The sequence below is a fragment of the Pseudomonas sp. S3_C06 genome (genome assembly GCF_054667675.1).
In genome coordinates, this window is record NZ_CP162747.1 from 1043605 (window position 1) to 1063079 (window position 19475).

Below are 19475 nucleotides of genomic sequence, written 5' to 3' on the forward strand. Positions count from 1 at the left end.
GCAGAGTGATGCGCGGGGCTCAGGGACGATCAGCAATTTGTTCAAGCAGGGCTAACTGCCTGGCCATGTCCTGGTCGCTGTCGGCAAATCGCTCGGCAATTGCGCGGAACTGTTCGGCATTGGCGAGAAACGCGTCACAGATGTCCGGATCAAAATGCGAGCCCCGGCCTTCGCGGATGATTTTCACCGCCTGCTCGTGGGGCATGCCGGGCTTGTACACGCGGCGACTGATCAGCGCATCGTAGACATCCGCCACGGCCATCAATCGGGCGCTGATCGGGATGTCGTCAGTGGCCACACCTTGCGGATAGCCACTGCCATCCCACTTTTCCTGGTGGCCGTAGGCAATTTCCTTGGCCAGATGAAGGAAGTCGACGTTTATTCCCAACTGATCCTCGGCGTGCTGGATGGCGTCGCGCCCCAATGTGGTGTGGGTTTTCATGATCTCGAACTCTTCGGCGGTCAGCCGCCCCGGTTTCAGCAGGATGCGATCAGGAATGCCAATCTTGCCGATATCGTGCAGCGGTGCCGATTTGAAGAGCAGTTTGATCGTGTCCTCGTCGAGGAAGTCCCGGAAGCGCGGGTGATTGCGCAACAGTTCAGCCAGGCGTTTGATGTAGTGCTGGGTGCGGCGAATGTGGTTGCCGGTTTCGTTATCACGGGTTTCGGCCAGCGAAGCCATGGCGTGGATCGTGACATCCTGGATGGCGATCACCTCGCGGGTACGCCGTTGCACTTCCTGCTCCAGAAAATCGTTCTGATTGCGCAGGAAATCGGCAACGGCCTTGAGCTTGATCTGAGTCTCGACCCTGGCCATTAGAACCGGGGGAATGATCGGCTTGGTGATGTAATCCGCAGCGCCCAGGCTCAAGCCGCGAATCTCGTCCTCCGTAGCGGTCATCGAGGTCAGGAAAATGATCGGGATATGGCGAATGCGAGCGTCAAGCTTGAGCTGTTCGGCAACGTCATAACCGGACAGGCCGGGCATCATGATGTCCAGCAGAATCAGGTCGGGAAGCGGGTCGGCCTGCAGCAGGCGCAGGGCCTTTTCGCCGCTGTTGGCGGCTTTGACCCGATATTTGTCCTTGAGCAACTCGGCGATCAGCATCAGGTTATCGGGTGTATCGTCGACCACCAGAACGGTAGCTGATGGGTAAACGTCCTGCATGCTATCCATGTATGTTGGCTCCCGTGTGCGCAATTCAAGAGCAGGCGCACTTACGCCAATCTCTTGCTGGCAAGCGTAGCTAGAAAAGCTGCAATCGCTAGGTGAAGATCGGCAGGTTGGTTCGAAGAAACACTAAATCGAATGTCTGCGCTTGGCCGAAAGCAGTCGTTAGCAAGCCACTACCGGCTACAAGCCGTCATTCAACGGGGCAACACTCACTCGATCAGCAGCATGATGTGGTCTGCGGACCAACGCCTTGATGGCCATGCCTTTTCAACCCATTGGCACAGCAAACACCGCACTGGCCCGCGCCACCGTTCTCTCCCCGACATGCAGGCTGACAGCGGCAAACGCCAGTTGGCGTCCTTTTTTCGAGTACTCGAGGCGCACTTCCAGCCACTCGTTCATTTTTACGGCACCGAGATAATCCAGGGTCATGCTCGCGGTGATCAATGGCTGCGGAGGGTCGCTGGAAAAGGCCATGGCGTAACCCATACCGACATCGGCCAACGTCGCCAGTACACCGCCATGCAAGGTACCCCGGCCATTGGCATGGCGGGAGTCGGTCAGCAATCCCAGTTCCAGTTGCAGGCCGCTGCCCCTCGCGTAGATCGGGCCAAGCAAATCAAGCAACGGACTGCTGCGGGTAAATGGGGTGAATCCTTCGGGAATTGCGGTGGCGTCCATGGTCCCTCCGTGTGCCAGCGACTCACCGGCTTCATTGACCTGAATACTTCGATGCAACTGGAGGGTTTATGGGGAATGATGTAACGGGGCAAGCACTATACGGATGCGAAATCTGCAGTGATAAAGCGTGCACCCTGCCCCTCCGACCTTACCGAAGGGAGTCTCAGGTTCGACGCCAACGCCTAACCCGCCGACGTGACCCTTGCCGCCGGCGCTGGATGACGCGAAGTCACCAGGCCGATAAAGGAAATCGCCAGCGCCAGGCCAATGGTGGTGGTGACTTCGGTGCGGTGCTCCGGGGTAATCATCATCACCGCCAGCGCGGCGCAGATGAACACGATCACCAGCCAGGTCAGCCACGGAAACAGCCACATGCGAAAGGTCAGCTCGACGTTGCGCTGACGCAAAATCCGGCGCATGCGCAACTGCGACACCGCAATGGCCAGGTACACCAGCAAGGCAATCGCGCCGGAGCTGGCTAGCAGGAATTGAAACAGCCCGGCGGGCATGAAGTAGCTCCACACGGTGATCAACGCGCCGAGCACGGTACTGGCAATCACTGCTGCGCGTGGCACGCCTGCCGAGGAGGTCGCCTTCAGCATCTTCGGCGCATCGCCGCGCCGGCCCAGCGAGAACAGCATGCGCGAGGCAATGTAGATCGAGGAGTTCATGCAACTGGCCACGGCGATCAGGACGACGACGTCGACCATGAACTTGGCATGGGGAATGTTCATGATTTCCAGGGCGCGCTGATAAGACCCGACCGAGGCCAGCAACGGATCATTCCAGGGCACCACGGAGATCACCACGAAGATCGACAGCAGGTAAAACACGCCGATGCGCCAGATCACCGAGCGCGTGGCCTTGGCAATGTTTCGCGACGGGTCATTGGATTCGGCGGCGGCGATGGTCACCGCTTCAGTGCCGATGAAACTGAACATGATGGTGATGAACGCGCCGACAACCGCCGACAAACCGTTAGGCGCAAATCCGCCATGTTCGGCCATCAGCCCGGTCAAGCCGCTGACTTCGCGATCGGGCACCCAGCCCATCAACACGGCAAAACCGACACCGATGAAACCGATGATCGCCACAACCTTGGCCATGGCGAACCAGAATTCGAACTCACCGTACTTGGACACGCTGAACAGGTTGGTCACCACCAGCGCAATGATCGAGCCCAAGGCGAACAGCCAGGCATCGACCTGCGGAAACCATTGGTTCAACACATGCCCGGCCGCCAATGCTTCGATGGGAATCACCAACACCCAGAACCACCAGTAGAGCCATCCGATGGTGAAGCCCGCCCAACGCCCGATCGCCTGATCGGCATAGGTCGAGAAAGAACCGGTGTCCGGATTGGCGACCGCCATTTCGCCGAGCATGCGCATGACCAGCACGACAAGCAGACCCGAGAACAGATAAGCCAGCAGAACCGCCGGCCCCGCCGCTGCAATGGCGTGCCCTGAACCTACGAACAATCCGGCGCCGATAATCCCGGCGATGGACAGCATGGTGACGTGACGAGGCTTGAAGCCCTGCGCCAATTGGCTACTCGAATCCATGGAGTTCGGGCTGATCATTGGTTTTTTTATTCTCTGCTGATCGACATTCAAGCAAGTTGACTGGGCAAACGAGCACGATCGTTGCCTGCTGAACCTCCCGAAAGAAGCCCGTTCAACCGCCGCAGTTCTTATCAACCCCATGATCTGGATGGGGTTATTTTGATGTGAAGACGCATCACCTTACCCGGCCTGCCGGACCACTCAATAGCCTGATTGCGCCATGGTTGTGTCTGATATCGACATGCAAAGACCGAACGGTCGGGATCGACACCAACCAGTCAGCGAGAAGTCGCAGAATAGTTTGCGGGTTCGTTGCGCCTTGTTCCAACAATCAGCCAAACGCAATACGCAAATGTTTGATCACTTCTTCAATGGAAGGGCCGTGCGCCTTCGGTGGTATCGGGTTTTCACCAAACTCCCGCCAGACGAATAACGTCAGCTCTGCACCGTCAGTCGCTGATGCAGCGCCTTCAGCGTGGGCAAACGTTTCGAGGAGTCGATATCGCGTGTCCTGCCAGAACAGCGCTTCGACCCAGTGATAAACCGGAATGAAATGGAAGTGGATCGGTAAACCCGGCTGATGCCCGTAGCGACCGATGTAGAGGTGTTTTGGCGTGAGTTGTCGCTCGATGACTTGCTGGGTTTTGGCAAGCAAACCGCCCAACTCGCTCAAGGCATCGGATGACAACTCGGCCAGCGATGTGGTTTCGACCTTTGTCCCCAGCATCAGATAGCCGGGAAGCGTGCTCGCCAGATGGTGATTGATGATCCAGTGTTCGGTTTCATGAATGATGAAATTCGGGGCAATTTCCATGTGCCGGAGGTCCTGAAGCAAATGAGGTGCCAGCGTAACAAAGGCTGCTTTACGATGCCTGCTGCGTAGTTTGTCGCGTGTTCGAGGAAACGCCCGTAACGAATGGGACTTGTGGTTAGATATCCAGTCTCCGCTTGAGGCCGAGTGGAAAAATTTCAAGAGGCAGAACGTATTTGGAAATCAGATTCTGCTCACTTACAGCATGTATTTCAGGAACGCCAATAGCGCATTGCAAGAGTAGAAACCATTCAGACATATGACATGTCTGTCGCGGAATCCAAAGGACCGTAACAATGAACAATCATTTTCGCCCTACCCCTCCCAACGAAGATTATCCAGTTACCAGGCTTCCCACTCGTGCATACGCCCGCTTCGATCACCTCGAGGTCATCTCGGGTACCAACTCTGTCCTGCTGGCATTCGACTTGGTCGATGGAGAATGGCTGGACCAGGAAGGACAAAAAAACCCGTTACTCAATGTCGAGCAACCCAACGAGGTTGCAAAGGCGTGGAGTAACTGGAAACAACTTCCTTTGCACCAAGCCCCCAATCCTTTCGAAGCCATGCCAATGTATCGGTTGGAATTCGAACTGTCTGACGGACGTGGATTTTTTGGATTACCACCACTCCCCTCGACAAATGATCTACGCGCCCTACGCAACGCAGCGGGAGATATTGAGAGGCTGTGGTTTGAGCTGGAAATTTACAATCAGCGCGGACAGGGACTCGAAGTGGCACAGCTTTATCCCGGACTCTTCGCTAACCCCGTCCAAGTATATATAAAGGGAAAAATGCCAAAAGCGCGAAAGAATAAATCCCTGTCCACCGTTTTTTCCCTGAACCGTCTGCCGACCATCTCCACGGGCCAGTTGGAAATTGAGCTTTCCAGCGCCACTGCCGACCTTTTAGCGGTGTATGACGTGGGGCAAGGCAATGCAAATGCGCTGATGTCGACTGAACAGTTCCCTGCTGGGTTACCGACACACTATTACGACCTTGGCGCTGGCGTTTACAGAAACAAGCACACAACGCCTCACCCGCTAGCGTTTTGTTTCACCCAATCGCCGTCGATCATACTTTCCCATTGGGACGCCGATCATTGGGCTGGAGCCTACGCGCTTAACATCAACAACAATTATCCCGCGCTCAAGCGCAAGTGGATTGCACCACTTCAAGAGGTCGGTCCTCTGCACATCGCGTTTGCCCACGACGTCATCAATAACGGTGGAGAATTTCTCATCTACTCCCCGCTTCCCGGGCAGATCGGTAACGCCAAGCTATCGAAACAACGGCGTATCAGATTTATGTGCGGTCAAGGCAGAGACCGCAATGGCACCGGGATCGTCATGGCAGTGGAAGAGCCTGACAATATCCCTGCAAGAAGCTGGCTGCTTACTGGTGATTGCGACTATCTGCACTTCGTTAAACAACTGAGCCCGTTACCACCCGTGGGTATGGTTGCACCGCATCATGGCGCCGATCTGGACAGCAAGAGCCCCATCCCTAAACCACCAAGCAACGTGAATTACAAGCGGCTGGCATACTCGTTCGGCCCGGGAAACAAACACGGCAAAGCGGCAGTCCGGCATCCGACATCGCAAGGTGTGACACTTCACAACCATGCGGACTGGGATCACTATTACTGGAATTTGATAACTCCCGGCGACCGTATTCCCAGAGGCGATATTTTGGCGACTTGTGAGCATACAATCGTAACTGCGCGCGGCGGTGCATTGATCGGGTGGGATTCTCCCCCCGGAGCTCTAAGCGCGCCATGCCACGGCTTCGCAATCCAATGTTCCGCACCGCTCATCCAGAGCTAGCGGAGCCACCGTCCTTTCCCTGGATGACCTGTAGAACGGAAGGCGAGTATGCATACGCATTGACAGTAAGACTGACAGTCTCGCCTTCGGAGCTGCTCCTCCAGGAATTTATTCCGTTGAAGTCCTGCTGTGCACCAGCATGACGATAATCGAACCCCAACTATTTCTCTGCTGTTGATCTGTCATAAACATCAGATCTTGAGACAGATGGGATTTTCAGATCTACATCTCTCCCTCCCCCATCGGCAACGCCAACACAACCCGCGCCCCACAAGGCGCATTCACCTCCGCCCACAAGCGTCCGCCATGCGCCTCAATGATCGACCGGCAGATCGACAGCCCCATCCCCAGCCCGGTGGATTTGGTGGTGTAGAACGCAGTGAAGACCTCCTCCACCCGATTGCAGGCGAATCCCGGCCCGGAGTCGCTGACGGTAATCCGCACGTTTCCATCGGCACGATCGCTGGTGATAGACAGCCGACGCTCGCCCTCCTCCATCACCGCCATGGCCTCCAAACCATTGACGATCAGGTTGAGCAGAACCTGTTGCAACTCAACCCGGTCGGCCAATACCGCCGGCAAGTCGCTGGCCAGTTGCACGGACACCACGACCCCATATCGAGTCGCTTCACTGCGCGTAAACCCGACCATCTCATCCACCACCGCATTGAGATCCAGCGTTTGCCGTTGCGGTGGTGTCTTGCGGATCAGCGCGCGGATGCGACCGAGCACGTCGGCTGCGCGGTTGCCATCGTTGATGATGCGCTTGAGCCCCAGTTCGACTTCATCGGTGTTCGGCGGTTGTGCGCCGAGCCAGCGCAACGCGGCGTTGGCATTGGTCACGGTGGCGGCGATCGGCTGGTTGACTTCGTGAGCGATGGACGCCGCCAGTTGGCCCATGGTCGCCACGCGGTTGGCGTGGGCCAATTCCGCTTGCACCTCGCGATACCGGCGTTCGCCTTCGCGCACTTGTTCTTCCGCCTGTTTGCGTTCGCTTAAATCAAGCACGAATGCCACGCCCTGTTGCTGACTGGCTTCGAACGCGGCCAGACCGACAATCACTGGCAGCCGACTGCCGTCCTTGCGGATGTATTCCTTCTCGAACGGCTGGGCGCGCCCGGTGCGGATCGCCGTCGCCAGCGCCGCTTCGCTTTCGGCGCGTCGTGCCGGCGGGGTCATGTCGCGCCAATGCACGTTTCCCGAGAGCAGATCATCGCGTTGGTAACCGACCATGCGCAGGAAAGCGTCATTGGCCTCGATGATTTCTCCTTCGACACTCCAGACAATGATGCCGATGATGTTGGCGTCGACCAGCCGGCGAATCTTTGCTTCACGCTCGGCGACGTCGCGATACAGCCGCGCGTTGTCCAGCGAGATTGCCGCTTGTGAAGCGACCAGCCGCAAAACGGCAATGCGCGCCGGGCTGAACACGCCGGCCGACAGATTGTTTTCCAGGTACAGCGCCCCAGCGACCCGACCTTGATTCATCAATGGCAGGCACAGGATCGAGCGGACGCCGTGCTGTTGCATGTACGGATCAGCGGCGAATGCCGGATCGGCGACGGCATCGTCCAGACATAGGTTTTCGCCGGTGCGCAGGGTCTGGTAGAGCACCGATTCGGCCAGCGCGGTTGCGTTGATCGGCTCATTGCAGAGTAATGTGCTGCTGTCGCCAATGCGGGTTCGCGCGGCGATATACGGCGTCTCGCCTTCGGTGAGAATCAGCACACCCTGCTCGGCGCCGGCCTGTTCGATGGCGGTGCGCATGACCGTTTCAATCAAGCGGTCGAGAACAATTTCGCCAGACACGGCCTGGGACACCTTGAGCACTGTGGCCAGATCCAGATGCTCAACGGCGGTGATGATGGTCGCTGTCGCGCTCGGCTGCGCGTCTTCCTGGCGCAGAAAACGGTGCCGCCGCTCCAGTTGCCGCACCTTGCCATCGGCCCCCCAACGCAGGTAACCGTAGCGCGCGTCTTGCAGGTAGACGCGGGCGATTTTCGCCAGACCGCGAGCACCGTAGAAACGCGACGCCAGTTCGTTGGCCAAAGCCTCAATGTGAACGAAGCCGCTATCCACCGCCAATTGAATCGCCCGCTCGTACAGCAACTCTGCTTCGATCGGTTGCCCCGCAACCCGAGCGATTTCGGCACCGACCAGCGCTACATGACTGGCGAAGGTTTCGGCACACTGTTGTGCCCAGATTTGCAGTTGATCGTGGTGCTCTGCCAAGCGTTGCAGTGGATCGGTATCGGCGTCGCCATGAACAGCCAATGTCAGCGCTGCGTAGAAGTGGTATTCGGCCTCCTCGAAAAACGAAGAAATTACCCACATCAATTCCCGGGCCTGGGCCGCGCATTCAGCCGCTGCCGCGTAATCCCCGGCCAGATAGCGCGCCTGCAACTTGCGCACCCAATATTTGCCACGGGCCAACGCCAGATCAGGCGCAGCGAGGTTCGTCTCGAAGCGCGTTTCATCAAATTGTTCATCGTTGAAACTGCCAAATTCCACAGTCTGCCCGCGCAGCATGCGGATCAATGCTCGTTGGCAACTCATGAAGCTCACCACCAACCCGAAGCGGATTTTCTGCGCGTAGGCCAGCCCCGCCTCGGCCTGAACCTGCACCTCCGCCAGCGGCTCGCCAATAAACAGCAGGTCAGAAATCAGGCTGTTGCCGGCATAGGCCGCGTAGGGCAAATCGCCGATGCGGTTCGCGGCGCTAAGTGCACGGCGCAGCAATTCGCGGCACTCGCGCACTGGGCGCATCCAGCGCACCACGAAGATCGAGAAGCACAGATAAGTGCTCGCCTCGTAGCGTGTCAGGCCGCGGCGGTCGACCAGATCACACCCCAAACGGCCAAAGTGGTAGCCAGCGGCATAGTCGCCGAAGCGCCGCCCGGCGACACGGGCAACGTTGGCGTAGAGCACGCAAGAGGCGTCGCAATTACCCTGTTGCAGGCTCAGGCTGACGGCTTTGCAAATGGTAAGGCAGGCAAGGTTCGCATCTGACTGCAACGCCGGAGCGAACAGTTTGCTCAACGCATCCAGCGTCACCAGTGAGGCCGGATCTTCCATCAACGGCAAGTCGATCAGTTGTTCGATGCTGCGTTCGCCCAGTTGCACCCAGATCTGCTGGTATTCCCGGCGCACTTGCTGATCGTCCGGATGTGCCGTCCAGTCGATGCCAACCTGGCGCAGATAGGCCAGGCAGACGGCAACCGCGCGGTCGCTGCGATCGAGCAAAAGGTAGACATCCATGTGCAGACACGTCACCGCGGCGCGCTCCACTGTGTTTGCCGCGCGCTCGGCCAGAACCTGCAATCGGGAGTCGGCCAGCGCCAATTGTCCGGTAAGAAATTCGCACTCGGCGCGGTTCAGCTCCAGGGCAAACGCCAACTCATGGCGGCTGTCATAGCCTTGTTCGCCAAGCACCGTCGCGCCCGCGCCCAAATAGGTCAGCGCGGAGGTGTAAGCGGTCGAAGCCTTGGCACGCTGACCGGCGAGCAGGTTGAATTCGGCCAACTGCTCACGCTCGGACCGGGCGCTGATCAGGCTGGCGCCGCGATTGAGCTGGCCGACGATTTCAAAGATTGCCTCTTCGCGGCCCTCGCCCGGCGTTTGCAGCGCCAACAGCCGGCCGATGCGCAAATGCGCCTGCGCGCGCTCGGCTTCGGCAATCAGCGAGTAAGCCGCCTCGTGCACACGGTCGTGTGCAAACGCACAGGCGCCGTCCAGCCGTTCAACCAGATCCTGGCGCACCGCCGGCCACAACGCCGCGTGCACGCGAGCCGTGGACAGATCGAGGACAGTGGCCAGCGTATCGATCCGCGCGACGTTCCCCAGGCACGCCAGTTGTTGCAGGGCCTGGCGGGTTTCCAACGGCAAACGCGCCAGCTTGCCGACCATCAGATCGACAACGTTGTCGGTGTAACCTTTGCCGTTGATCAACTCCAGATCCCAGCGCCAACGGTTGAACTGATGGTCGTAAATCAGCAGTTCTTCCTCGGCGAGAGCCTGGAGAAACTGGATAACGAAAAACGGATTGCCGCCGGTCTTGTCCAGTACCAGCCGCGCCAGAGTGACGATGCTCGCGGGTGGGCAACGCAGGGCTTCGGCAATCAGTTGTTCGATGTGCACACCGGCGAGCGGGTTCAGGCGAATCTCGTCGATGTGCGCGCCGGCATTGCGAATGGCTTTGAGTTTGCCGCTGAGCGGATGGTCGGCATCAACCTCATTATTGCGGTAGGCGCCAACCAGCAGCAGATAGCCAACCTCCGCGCGGGTCAGCAGATCTTCGAGCAGATCCAGTGTCGCCGCATCCAGCCATTGCAGGTCATCGAGGAACAGCGCTAACGGGTGTTCAGGTCGGGCGAAGACGCTGATAAAACGCTGTAGCACCCGCATGAACCGCTGCTGAGCTTGTTGCGGTTCAAGTTCCGGCACCGGTGGCGGCTCGCCGATAATCAGTTTCAATTCGGGGATCAGTTCGGTCATCAGACGCGCGTTCGGTGACAGTGCCTGCAACAGCGCCGCGCGCCATTCAACGAGCACTTCGCGGCGCTTGCCCAGCAGCGTACGCACCAGCCCCTGAAAGGCCTGAACCAGCGTCGCATAGGGAATATCGCGCTTGTACTGGTCGAACTTGCCGCAGGCAAACAAGCCGCGCGAGGGCACCAGCACTTTATGCAACTCGTTGACCACAGAGGACTTGCCGATGCCGGAATAACCGGAGACCAGCACCATTTTCGGCGATTGGGTTTGTACCATGTGGGCGAACGCATCAATCAGCGTTTGCACTTCGCGCTCGCGACCGTAGAGCTTTTCCGGGATCAGCAGGCGATCGATGGCGCCCTGCTCGTTCAGCGTGAATGTCTCGATGTGCCGGTCGCGGCGCCAGTCGTCCAGGCAACGGCGCAGGTCATGCTCGACACCGGCAGCGGTTTGATAGCGCTCTTCAGCGGTCTTGGCGAGCAACTTCATGACCACCCGCGAGAGCATCACCGGCACGGTGGCCACCCGTTGACAGGCCGGCATCGGCAACCGCGCGATATGGCAATGCACCCACTCCATCGGGTCATTGGCGCTGAACGGCAGCGAACCGGTGAGCATTTGATAAAGGGTCACGCCAAAGGCATACAGATCACTGCGCGAATCGATCGAGCGATTCATCCGCCCGGTTTGTTCAGGCGCCATGTAGGCCAGGGTGCCGGCGATGGTTTCCGGTGGCTCCGGCGCCTGCCGTTCACGGGGCAGACGTGAGGCGAGACCGAAGCCGGTCAGCCGTGCCTGGCCGTCGCTGCAATTGACCAGAATGTGTTGCGGCTTGAGGTTTTTGTGCACCAGACCGCACTGGTGCAGACGGCCCAGCGCCACGGCGATATTGATTGCCAGCAGCAGGGCGGTCTCGGTGTCCAGCGGAGCGGTCAGCAAGCGCGACAGCGGCTCACCGCCGGGGTCGTCGAACACCAGGCATGTCGTTGCGCCTGCGCGTTCAAGGACTTGCGGTTGCAGCGCCCATTCAGCGTTGAGATCGTCCTTGAGGCTGTATTCATGCGCCAGGCGATCAAGGGTCGCAGGCAGCGGCTGAGCGAGGGCCGGGCGCATCACCAGAACACTGTGACGGCCCTCCCTCTGGTCGCGTTCGCGAGCAAACACCCGTTCGCCGTCGTCCCACAACATCTGCTTTTTGCTGGCCATCTGTGTCGACACCGTCAATGGGTTGCTGCTCAACCGTTGCGGCGCGCGGGCTCGATGCCCAGGGCTTCGGCTATACGCACCAGATCCGCCACTGAGCGGGCTGACAGTTTTTTCATCACCTGGCCGCGATGGACTTTCACCGTCACTTCGCTGAGGTTGAGTTGCGCGGCGATCTGCTTGTTCATCAGCCCTGCGATGACAAACCCCAGCACCTCACGCTCACGCACGGTCAGCGTCTCGTAAGCCAGACGCATAACCGCGCCAGACTGCTCGGCAAGCAACCGCGCACTGTCCCGGGCCAGCGCGCTGGCCACGGCGTCGAGCATGTCCTGATCGCGAAACGGCTTGGCGAGAAAGTCCACTGCACCGGCCTTCATCGCCTTGACGGTCATGGCGATATCGCCATGACCGGTCATGAATACGATGGGAATGCGCACGCCGGTCTTTTCCATCTGCTCCTGAAAGGTCAGGCCGCTTTCACCCCGCAGGCGCACATCGAGCACCAGACAACCGGGGACATCGCGTTTGGCCGATGCAAGAAAATCCTGGGAGGTTTCGAAGGTCTGCACCTGCAGGCCGATCGAACGCAGCAAACCGTCGAGAGCCTGACGCATGGAGGCGTCGTCGTCGACCACATAAACCACCGGTTCCCTCAGCACGGGCGGGCTTGCGCTGGGGCTGGAATGCGACCACAGAGTCATCGTGAGTCCTCGGCGAGATCGCAACGCGTGCGATGTGCAGGTGAATAAATCTAGTCCATGATGGCAAACGCAGCCAGATGCCAGCCAAACGGTCGCGCAGCAGGCTAGCAGTCGGCGCACGTTGCCGACAGGCCAGAAAACCCTGAATATCGGCCATGCCGCAACCGTCCCACTTCAGCCGATTGAACAGGCAGATTTCGATGCCCAGCGTTTCCCCGCAGCCCGGCACTTCAACCGCGCAATCACGCGACGTGGTTTTCATCGCCTACCCGCGAATGAGCCTGCTCGACCTCAGCGGTGCACAAACGGTGTTCTGGGCCGCGAGCAAAGCAATGTCCGAACGCAGTCAAGCGGGCTATCAACTGCACACCGCCAGCCTTGAAGGCGGGTTGGTGCACACCGTCGAAGGTTTGGCCGTCGACACCCGCGCGCTACGCGATCTGAACATGGCCGCACTGGATACCCTCGTCGTCCCCGGTGCCCCGGACATCTGCCAGACCCTAGACGAGCATGGCCAACTGACCGACTGGCTGCGTCGCGAGGCGCCGAGCGCGCAACGCGTGGTCTCGGTGTGCAGTGGCGCGTTCCTGCTGGCCAAGGCTGGCCTGCTCGACGGCTGTCGCGCCGCAACGCACTGGGCCATGTGCGAGACCTTGCGCGAACGCTTCCCGACGATCGAAGTGGATGCCGATGCGATTTTCATCCAGCAAGGGGCGGTGTGGACATCGGCGGGGGTCACGGCCGGTATCGATCTGGCGCTGGCGCTGGTCGAGGCGGATGCCGGCCGCGAAGTGGCCTTGCAGGTAGCCCGCGAGCTGGTGGTGTACCTCAAACGCCCCGGTGGTCAGGCGCAATACAGCACGTTGCTGCAAGCGCAGGTGCAGGACAGCCCGTTGTTCGAGCCGCTGCACCTGTGGCTGATGGACAACCTCGGCGATCCCAGACTGAGTGTGGAGCGTCTCGCCGAGCAGGCCAGAATGAGCCTGCGCAATTTCACCCGGGTCTACAAACAGAACACCGGCCGCACGCCATCCAAAGCCATCGAACTGTTCCGCCTCGAAGCGGCCAAGCGTCTGATGGAAAACTCGGCGCACAACATCGACAAGGTCGCGCGCCTCTGCGGTTTCGGTGATGAAGAGCGTCTGCGCGCCTGCTTCCAGCGTCACCTGTCGATTTCTCCGCGTGATTACCGTAGTCGCTTCACTCGTGAAGGCTGATCGCCGGAAGCGCTGACTATCAAAGGGTCTCGACGCGCTATACCTAGGTATAGTTTTGCGCCAGCGCGGACGGCGTATGGTGCAAGAACGACAGGAGTCGTCACGCTTGCCCATCCGGTCAGGGAGCCCTATGCACAACACGGTTGTCATTGCAGTGGTTGACGACGACGAGGCCATTCGCAGTGCGCTGGAAAGCTTGTTGCGCGCCAGCGGTTATCGGGTACGGACCTTTCCCGACGCCCGCACCTTCCTTGAATCAACAGGGCCTGAGCAGGCGCACTGCCTGATTTCCGATATCCAGATGCCCGGCATGAGCGGCCTGCAACTCAATGAGGCGTTGCAGGCGCAAGGTTGGCGCATCCCGGTGATTTTCGTCAGTGCTCATCCCGATGACGTGAACACCCGAGTCCCCGGAGTGGTGGCTTGCCTGCCCAAGCCCTTCCAGGCCGATGACTTGCTCAGCCATATCAAACAAGCCCTGAATAGAACCCCTCCCGTGTAGGAGCTGCCGAAGGCTGCGATCTTTTGATGTTGCCTTTTAAAAGCAAGATCGACAGATCGCAGCCTTCGGCAGCTCCTGCAGTTCGATACCTTCGTATACCTCCCTTCGACCCATGCGTAATCCACGCACACCGATGGACAACTGCGCCCGCGCCTCCCACGCCATAGCATTGCTTTCGACAGCGGGCGATTAAGCGCCATGCAGTACGGCAAGCAGTTTGCGGCGGCCAGTGATCGTCACGCCAAGGTCGAAACGACCCGGTTTTATCCATCCATCAGCGTCAGGGAGCACATTATGAAACAGCAATTATTGGTGATCGGTGCAGGGTTCGGTGGGCTATGGAGCACGTTGAGCGCCGCGCGTTTGCTGGATATGCATGACCGCAACGATGTGGAAATCACACTGCTCGCCCCGCAAGCCGAACTGCGCATCCGTCCGCGTTTCTACGAACCCGATGTGCACAGCATGTACGCGCCGCTGGATGCACTGTTCGCTGCCGTCGGTGTGCGTTTCGTCAAAGGCACCGCCGAGAGCATCGACGGCCAGGCACGTCGCGTTGGTTATCGTGATGAAAGCGGTCGTCCGGGTGAGCTTTCTTACGATCGACTGGTGCTGGCCAGCGGCAGCCAACTGGCCCGTCCGCCGGTGCCGGGGCTGAAAGAGCATGCGTTCGACGTCGACCAGATCGAATCGTCGGCGCGCCTGGAACGCCACCTCCATTCGCTGGCCAGTCAACCGGTCAGCAAGGCCCGCAATACCGTGGTCATCGCCGGGGGTGGTTTCACCGGTATCGAAACCGCGACCGAAATGCCGAGCCGTCTGCGCGCCATTCTCGGTGACGATCAAGACGTCCGGGTGATCATCGTCGACCGCAGCAAAGACATCGCCGCGACCATGGGCGACGGCATCCGCCCATCCATCATCGAAGCATCAAAAGCACTGGGCATCGAATGGATCGTCGACGCCAGCGTTGCCGCCGTGGATGCCAACGGCGTCACCCTCGCCGACGGCCGTCACATCGAGAGCAACACGGTGATCTGGACCGTGGGTTTCCGCGCCAGCCCGCTGACTGAACAGCTCAATGCCGAGCGCGATGGCCAGGGTCGTCTGCACGTCGACGGCAACCTCAAAGTGCAAGGCCTTGAACACGTGTTCGCCGCCGGTGATGTCGCCCGCGCCGCCACCGACGACGTCGGTAATTTTTCGGTGATGTCCTGCCAGCACGCGATCAGCCTCGGCCGTCACGCCGGCAACAACGCCGTCGCCGATCTGCTCGGCTTGGCACCGACCACCTACCGTCAGCCGAAATACGTGACCTGCCTCGACCTGGGCGCCTGGGGCGCGGTGTACACCGAGGGCTGGGATCGCCAGCTGAAACTGGTGAAAGACGAAGCCAAGGAACTGAAGACGCAAATCAACAGCGTATGGATCTACCCGCCGGTCGCCGAGCGTAGCGCCGCTCTAGCCGCTGCCGACCCTGCGATTCCGGTGGCCTGATCTGCCCCGAGCGCCCAAGAACCGATGTCTTGCCTGATAAAAAGGAGAACACCATGACCATGCATCTGGATTCCTTCACCGCCAACAGCGCCACCCTGCAAACCCCGACCGAAGAGCTGGTGCCGTCGCGCTACGCGCTGCGCCTCGGTGACATCGACGTGATGGTAATCAGCGACGGCGTTCTGCCGCTGCCGACCCAGACCATGTCGACCAACGCCGATCCCGCCGACCGCGCTGAGTGGTTCAAAGAGATGTATCTGGGCCCCGACGCGTTCGACTGGGCACTCAATGTGCTGGTGGTACGCAGCGGCGAACAGGTGATCCTCGTCGACGCCGGACTTGGCGGCCAGTTCCCCGGCTTCCCCCGCGCCGGGCAGTTTCCCAAACGCCTCGCGGCGGCCGGCATCGACCTCGCAGACGTCACCGATATCGTCATCACCCACATGCACATGGACCACATCGGCGGACTGCTCGTCGACACGGTGAAAAACCGCTTGCGCGACGACGTGCGCATCCACGTCACCGCCACCGAAGTCGACTTCTGGACCTCGCCGGACTTCACCAGCACCGACATGCCCGCGCCGGTGCCGGACGTGCTGCGCTCGACCGCCAATGCGTTCATCCAGCAGTACCAAAGCAAGCTGCGCATCTTCGAAGACGCGTTCGAAGTCGCCCCCGGCGTAGTCGCCAAAATCACCGGTGGCCACACCCCGGGCCACTGCGTGGTCTACGTGACCTCCGGCGCCGAACGCCTGACTTTCGCCGGCGACGCCCTGTTCCCGGTGGCCTTCGACCACCCGGACTGGCACAACGGCTTCGAGCACGACCCAAATGAAGCCGTGCGCGTGCGCGTGCGCCTGCTGCAGGAAGCCGCCGCCAGTGGCGAACTGTTTGTCGCCACACACCTGCCCTTCCCGTCGGTCGGCCGCGTTGCCGTCAATGGCGAGGCGTTCCGCTGGATTCCGGCGATCTGGGATTACTGATTGAGCTAGCGCCACACCGCTTCGCCCGGCCTTGGTCGGGCGAAGTTGTTTTCGCCTGTTACAGATCCGTTCCGGGACAACCGCTACCTTTCCTCTTTTACATGGAACGACGCTCGATCCTTGTTCTCTACCGCTGAACCTACAGCGGAGGGATTGACCATGATTGCCCCTGAAACCGGTATGAAACCGGGTGAGCGTTATCGCATTGAAAGCGTCGAGCGCGCGCCGCAATTTCCTGGGTTTTTCCTCGACGGCAAGTATTACCTGGGCCCCGAGTTGCAGACGGCCGTTGGCTGGCTCGAAGGGCAGCATTTCCTGTATGACCAACTTGATCCCAATGGCGAACCGGTTTATCCAGACAGAATCGTTGGCACGATCACCGCGCGGACACTGGAGTTGTCAGATGAGCTGCGTCTGAGCATCGAGGAAATGCCCTTTCAGGCAGAAGCTATTACGCCATTCCACACGCTTGACGAAGCGACCGTTGAAACCCGACCACTGGCGATATCGCAGCGACGTACAGCCACTGGCTTTCGACAGCCGATGCAGCCTTCGGCGCTCCTGGTTGCAGGTGCAGCATTGCTGGTCGGGCTGTGCCTGTTGGCGATCAATCGTTCTGGCCGTCGAGTCAAATAGGCTTTGCACGACCTGGGCGGTGAGCGCTTTTCGTCACGGCCCACGATCAAAGGCTGATCACAGCGTTTGCCTCGCGCATGAAGATTTCCACGGTCTTCGGGCCGATGCCGTCGAATTCCGCCAGTCGCTTCTCAAACGCCGGGCGATCAGCGCTGACCTCGACCATATGGCTGACCGTGCCCGCGTACTCGTCGTTAAGCTTGCGTGCCAAGGCGTGCAGCCGCACGGCGGTGGTCTCGTCGTAACGCACGTAATGCGCCTCCCCGAGCATCGCGACCAGCTCACGATGGCTGCACGCAGCCAGTTTGCGCGGTGTATCGCGCCCGTGTTTATCGGCAATCACCCGATAGGCTTCGGCGGCTATTTCGGCCTGTATCCGCTTGCCCATCAGGAAACTGGCAAGCAGCCATTTGAACAGTGCAGCGTCATCGTTGTGCTTGAGCTGAATGTTCAAATCCCTGGCGCTGATCGTCTTGTTCACCGGGTACCTCCGGGGTTGAAATCGAGGGGATTTTTCGTGTTCTGTCTGCTTGGCAAAGGCTTGATCTTTAGGCCGCCGCCGGTTCCAACCGTTCAAAGCAAAACAATTGTCAGCAGCCTGAAACAAACCCCGAAAATCCTTTGAATTTTTTCCGTCGGCAAAACTCATTTGCGTATGAGCGTAAGGAGGAACGCATGAGCAACGTCGACATCTTCGTCATCGAATACAAACTTCACGGCCAGCCAAAGTCATTCGTCATCCGCGCAAAAACCATGCGCAACGCCGACGCATGGCATTGGGCGAGTTGCGATGCCGGCATTGCGCCGATTCCCAAACCCGGCAAGCCACCGTTGAAAGTCATCTCCAAACCCCAGGCCGAGCGGTTCGGCATCACCGAGGTGAAATGGCGCGAAACGGCGACGGTGGACTGGATGGAGGCTTAGTCATGCTCAAACACATAGGGAACACGCTGATCCGCCGTGACCACCGCGCGAGTTGCCATTGCGGCGCCGTCATTCTAGAAATCCACCTGCCCGAAGGCCTGCCCACGCCCCACCGCTGCGACTGCTCGTTCTGCAAACGCCGAGGCGCAATTGTCGCCGCAGTCCCGGCGGCTGACCTGAAAGTGATCCGCGGTAAGTCTGCGTTGTTGAAGTACAGCTTTGGCCAGCAAGTGGCAGAGCATTTTTTCTGCGGGAATTGCGGCATTTACACCCATCACCGACGTAGTACCAATCCGCAGGAGTTTGGTTTCAATGTTGGCTGCCTTGAAGGGGTTAATCCTTACGATCTGGGTGAGGTGCCGGTGGCGAATGGCGGGGCTTGGCAGTCGCCGTGAGATTCCTGTGGTTAATGTGACTGGGTTAAGCTCATTTGATTGAGGGGTGAGTTTCATCTCCTCCGAACAGAGCGAATCGCCTGGCCCGTTAGTCTGACTTCAGGAAGTTTATGACCTCAAAATTGGCAATCTCGAATCTTTTAGGGCCATGGCACGGGGATGTCCATACCGGGCTGATGCAACGCTGCCAGGAGTCATGGGATACACCGCTAGTGCATTTGAGCGATCTGATGGTCGCTACTTTCTTGAATCAGAATATCGCTCCCGAACAGCTGTTGATCGAGGCAAAAGAGCGCATCGAAGTGCGCGAAAGAGATGGCTCCGAGTACTTCGACGGCCAGCTTCTCGAAGCGATAGAAAATGTGAAGTCTCGGGGGCTGGATTTTTCTGGAGTTTGATATGGGGTTCTCCTCCACGCTATGGGCTTGGTACGGCCAGAATGAGTACAAGCAGGTTCTTGCCGCGTGCGAAGTAATCGAAGCGCTTGGGTTTCTGGCCCAACCCTCGGACATACAGCAGACAACTATCCCGGATTGCCCCGCCTGTGAAGTCTGGTCCGAGATGATTCTTCCGATAGAAAAGCTACTTTCAATCTGCCGCAGAGGGCTACCGGAGGACGTGAAGAGCCGGCTGGAAGACATTTGGCAGCGATGCAATAGCCTTACCGAGGCCGCATTTCATTGCCATGAACGCCTGATCTTTGAGCATGAAGAATGGATGCCCATCAGGACGCGAGCCACAGAGCTGATGGCTTTAATGGAGTCGTCGGAAATCCACCCATTCCTGGGTGACCTGCAATTGGACTGTAAAAAGTTGCTCTCGGAACAATTCGCTGAGTAGTTCACGCTTACCAGATCGGTTTTACG

Annotated in this window: 17 protein-coding genes; 10 read left to right on the forward strand and 7 right to left on the reverse strand. The window is 59.2% G+C overall.

Going from position 1 to position 19475, the window contains the following annotated elements:
* Window positions 1-19 precede the first annotated feature (19 nt).
* From AB4N44_RS04500 to AB4N44_RS04515, 4 genes are all read right to left on the reverse strand, one after another.
* The gene (locus tag AB4N44_RS04500) at window positions 20-1177 is read right to left on the reverse strand and encodes an HD-GYP domain-containing protein (RefSeq protein WP_160040538.1); all 1158 of its coding nucleotides are present in this window, start codon (window positions 1175-1177) and stop codon (window positions 20-22) included.
* A gap of 264 nt (window positions 1178-1441) precedes the next feature.
* Complete coding sequence (locus AB4N44_RS04505) at window positions 1442-1855, reverse strand: PaaI family thioesterase (protein ID WP_064118477.1); 414 nt, start codon at window positions 1853-1855, stop codon at window positions 1442-1444.
* Window positions 1856-2037: 182 nt separating this feature from the next.
* A complete protein-coding gene (gabP, locus tag AB4N44_RS04510) occupies window positions 2038-3438 on the reverse strand; it encodes a GABA permease (RefSeq protein ID WP_150751003.1) in 1401 nt (466 codons plus the stop codon).
* Window positions 3439-3751: 313 nt separating this feature from the next.
* On the reverse strand, window positions 3752-4234 hold the full coding sequence (locus tag AB4N44_RS04515; protein WP_127928316.1) for an HIT family protein: 483 nt from the start codon (window positions 4232-4234) through the stop codon (window positions 3752-3754).
* A 293-nt stretch (window positions 4235-4527) separates the two neighbouring features.
* On the opposite strand from AB4N44_RS04515, the gene AB4N44_RS04520 reads away from it, so the two are divergent.
* Entirely contained in the window at window positions 4528-6057 is a 1530-nt protein-coding gene (locus AB4N44_RS04520; RefSeq protein WP_127928318.1) for a ComEC/Rec2 family competence protein, read from the forward strand.
* Window positions 6058-6279: 222 nt separating this feature from the next.
* On the opposite strand, the gene AB4N44_RS04525 is transcribed toward AB4N44_RS04520, so the two are convergent.
* Together AB4N44_RS04525 and AB4N44_RS04530 are read right to left on the reverse strand one after the other, a co-directional pair.
* Entirely contained in the window at window positions 6280-11754 is a 5475-nt protein-coding gene (locus AB4N44_RS04525; RefSeq protein ID WP_460110047.1) for a trifunctional serine/threonine-protein kinase/ATP-binding protein/sensor histidine kinase, read from the reverse strand.
* 29 nt (window positions 11755-11783) lie between these two features.
* On the reverse strand, window positions 11784-12455 hold the full coding sequence (locus AB4N44_RS04530) for a response regulator transcription factor (RefSeq protein ID WP_122660604.1): 672 nt from the start codon (window positions 12453-12455) through the stop codon (window positions 11784-11786).
* Between the two features lie 200 nt (window positions 12456-12655).
* Between AB4N44_RS04530 and AB4N44_RS04535 the strand changes: the two genes are divergently transcribed.
* The 5 genes from AB4N44_RS04535 to AB4N44_RS04555 all read left to right on the forward strand — a co-directional run bounded on the left by AB4N44_RS04535 (window position 12656) and on the right by AB4N44_RS04555 (window position 17290).
* Window positions 12656-13672: a GlxA family transcriptional regulator gene (locus tag AB4N44_RS04535; RefSeq protein ID WP_460110045.1), complete on the forward strand. Its 1017-nt coding sequence runs from the start codon at window positions 12656-12658 to the stop codon at window positions 13670-13672.
* A 130-nt stretch (window positions 13673-13802) separates the two neighbouring features.
* Window positions 13803-14174, forward strand: coding sequence for a response regulator transcription factor (locus AB4N44_RS04540; RefSeq protein ID WP_127928324.1), 372 nt, complete (start codon window positions 13803-13805; stop codon window positions 14172-14174).
* 294 nt (window positions 14175-14468) lie between these two features.
* Entirely contained in the window at window positions 14469-15671 is a 1203-nt protein-coding gene (locus AB4N44_RS04545) for an NAD(P)/FAD-dependent oxidoreductase (protein WP_150750998.1), read from the forward strand.
* A 53-nt stretch (window positions 15672-15724) separates the two neighbouring features.
* Window positions 15725-16654, forward strand: coding sequence for an MBL fold metallo-hydrolase (locus AB4N44_RS04550; RefSeq protein WP_127928328.1), 930 nt, complete (start codon window positions 15725-15727; stop codon window positions 16652-16654).
* 159 nt (window positions 16655-16813) lie between these two features.
* Window positions 16814-17290, forward strand: coding sequence for a short chain dehydrogenase (locus AB4N44_RS04555; RefSeq protein WP_460110042.1), 477 nt, complete (start codon window positions 16814-16816; stop codon window positions 17288-17290).
* Between the two features lie 46 nt (window positions 17291-17336).
* On the opposite strand, the gene AB4N44_RS04560 is transcribed toward AB4N44_RS04555, so the two are convergent.
* Window positions 17337-17771, reverse strand: coding sequence for an HhH-GDP family DNA glycosylase (locus AB4N44_RS04560; protein WP_150774784.1), 435 nt, complete (start codon window positions 17769-17771; stop codon window positions 17337-17339).
* 194 nt (window positions 17772-17965) lie between these two features.
* On the opposite strand from AB4N44_RS04560, the gene AB4N44_RS04565 reads away from it, so the two are divergent.
* From AB4N44_RS04565 to AB4N44_RS04580, 4 genes are all read left to right on the forward strand, one after another.
* Window positions 17966-18214 carry a DUF6555 family protein gene (locus AB4N44_RS04565; protein ID WP_016984867.1) on the forward strand — a complete coding sequence of 83 codons (249 nt, stop codon included), beginning with the start codon at window positions 17966-17968 and terminating at the stop codon, window positions 18212-18214.
* A 2-nt stretch (window positions 18215-18216) separates the two neighbouring features.
* Window positions 18217-18609 (forward strand): GFA family protein, encoded by a 393-nt coding sequence (locus AB4N44_RS04570; RefSeq protein ID WP_460110039.1) that lies wholly within the window; start codon window positions 18217-18219, stop codon window positions 18607-18609.
* 110 nt (window positions 18610-18719) lie between these two features.
* On the forward strand, window positions 18720-19007 hold the full coding sequence (locus AB4N44_RS04575; protein ID WP_127928336.1) for a hypothetical protein: 288 nt from the start codon (window positions 18720-18722) through the stop codon (window positions 19005-19007).
* 1 nt (window position 19008) lies between these two features.
* Window positions 19009-19449: a hypothetical protein gene (locus tag AB4N44_RS04580; protein WP_460110037.1), complete on the forward strand. Its 441-nt coding sequence runs from the start codon at window positions 19009-19011 to the stop codon at window positions 19447-19449.
* Window positions 19450-19475 lie beyond the last annotated feature (26 nt).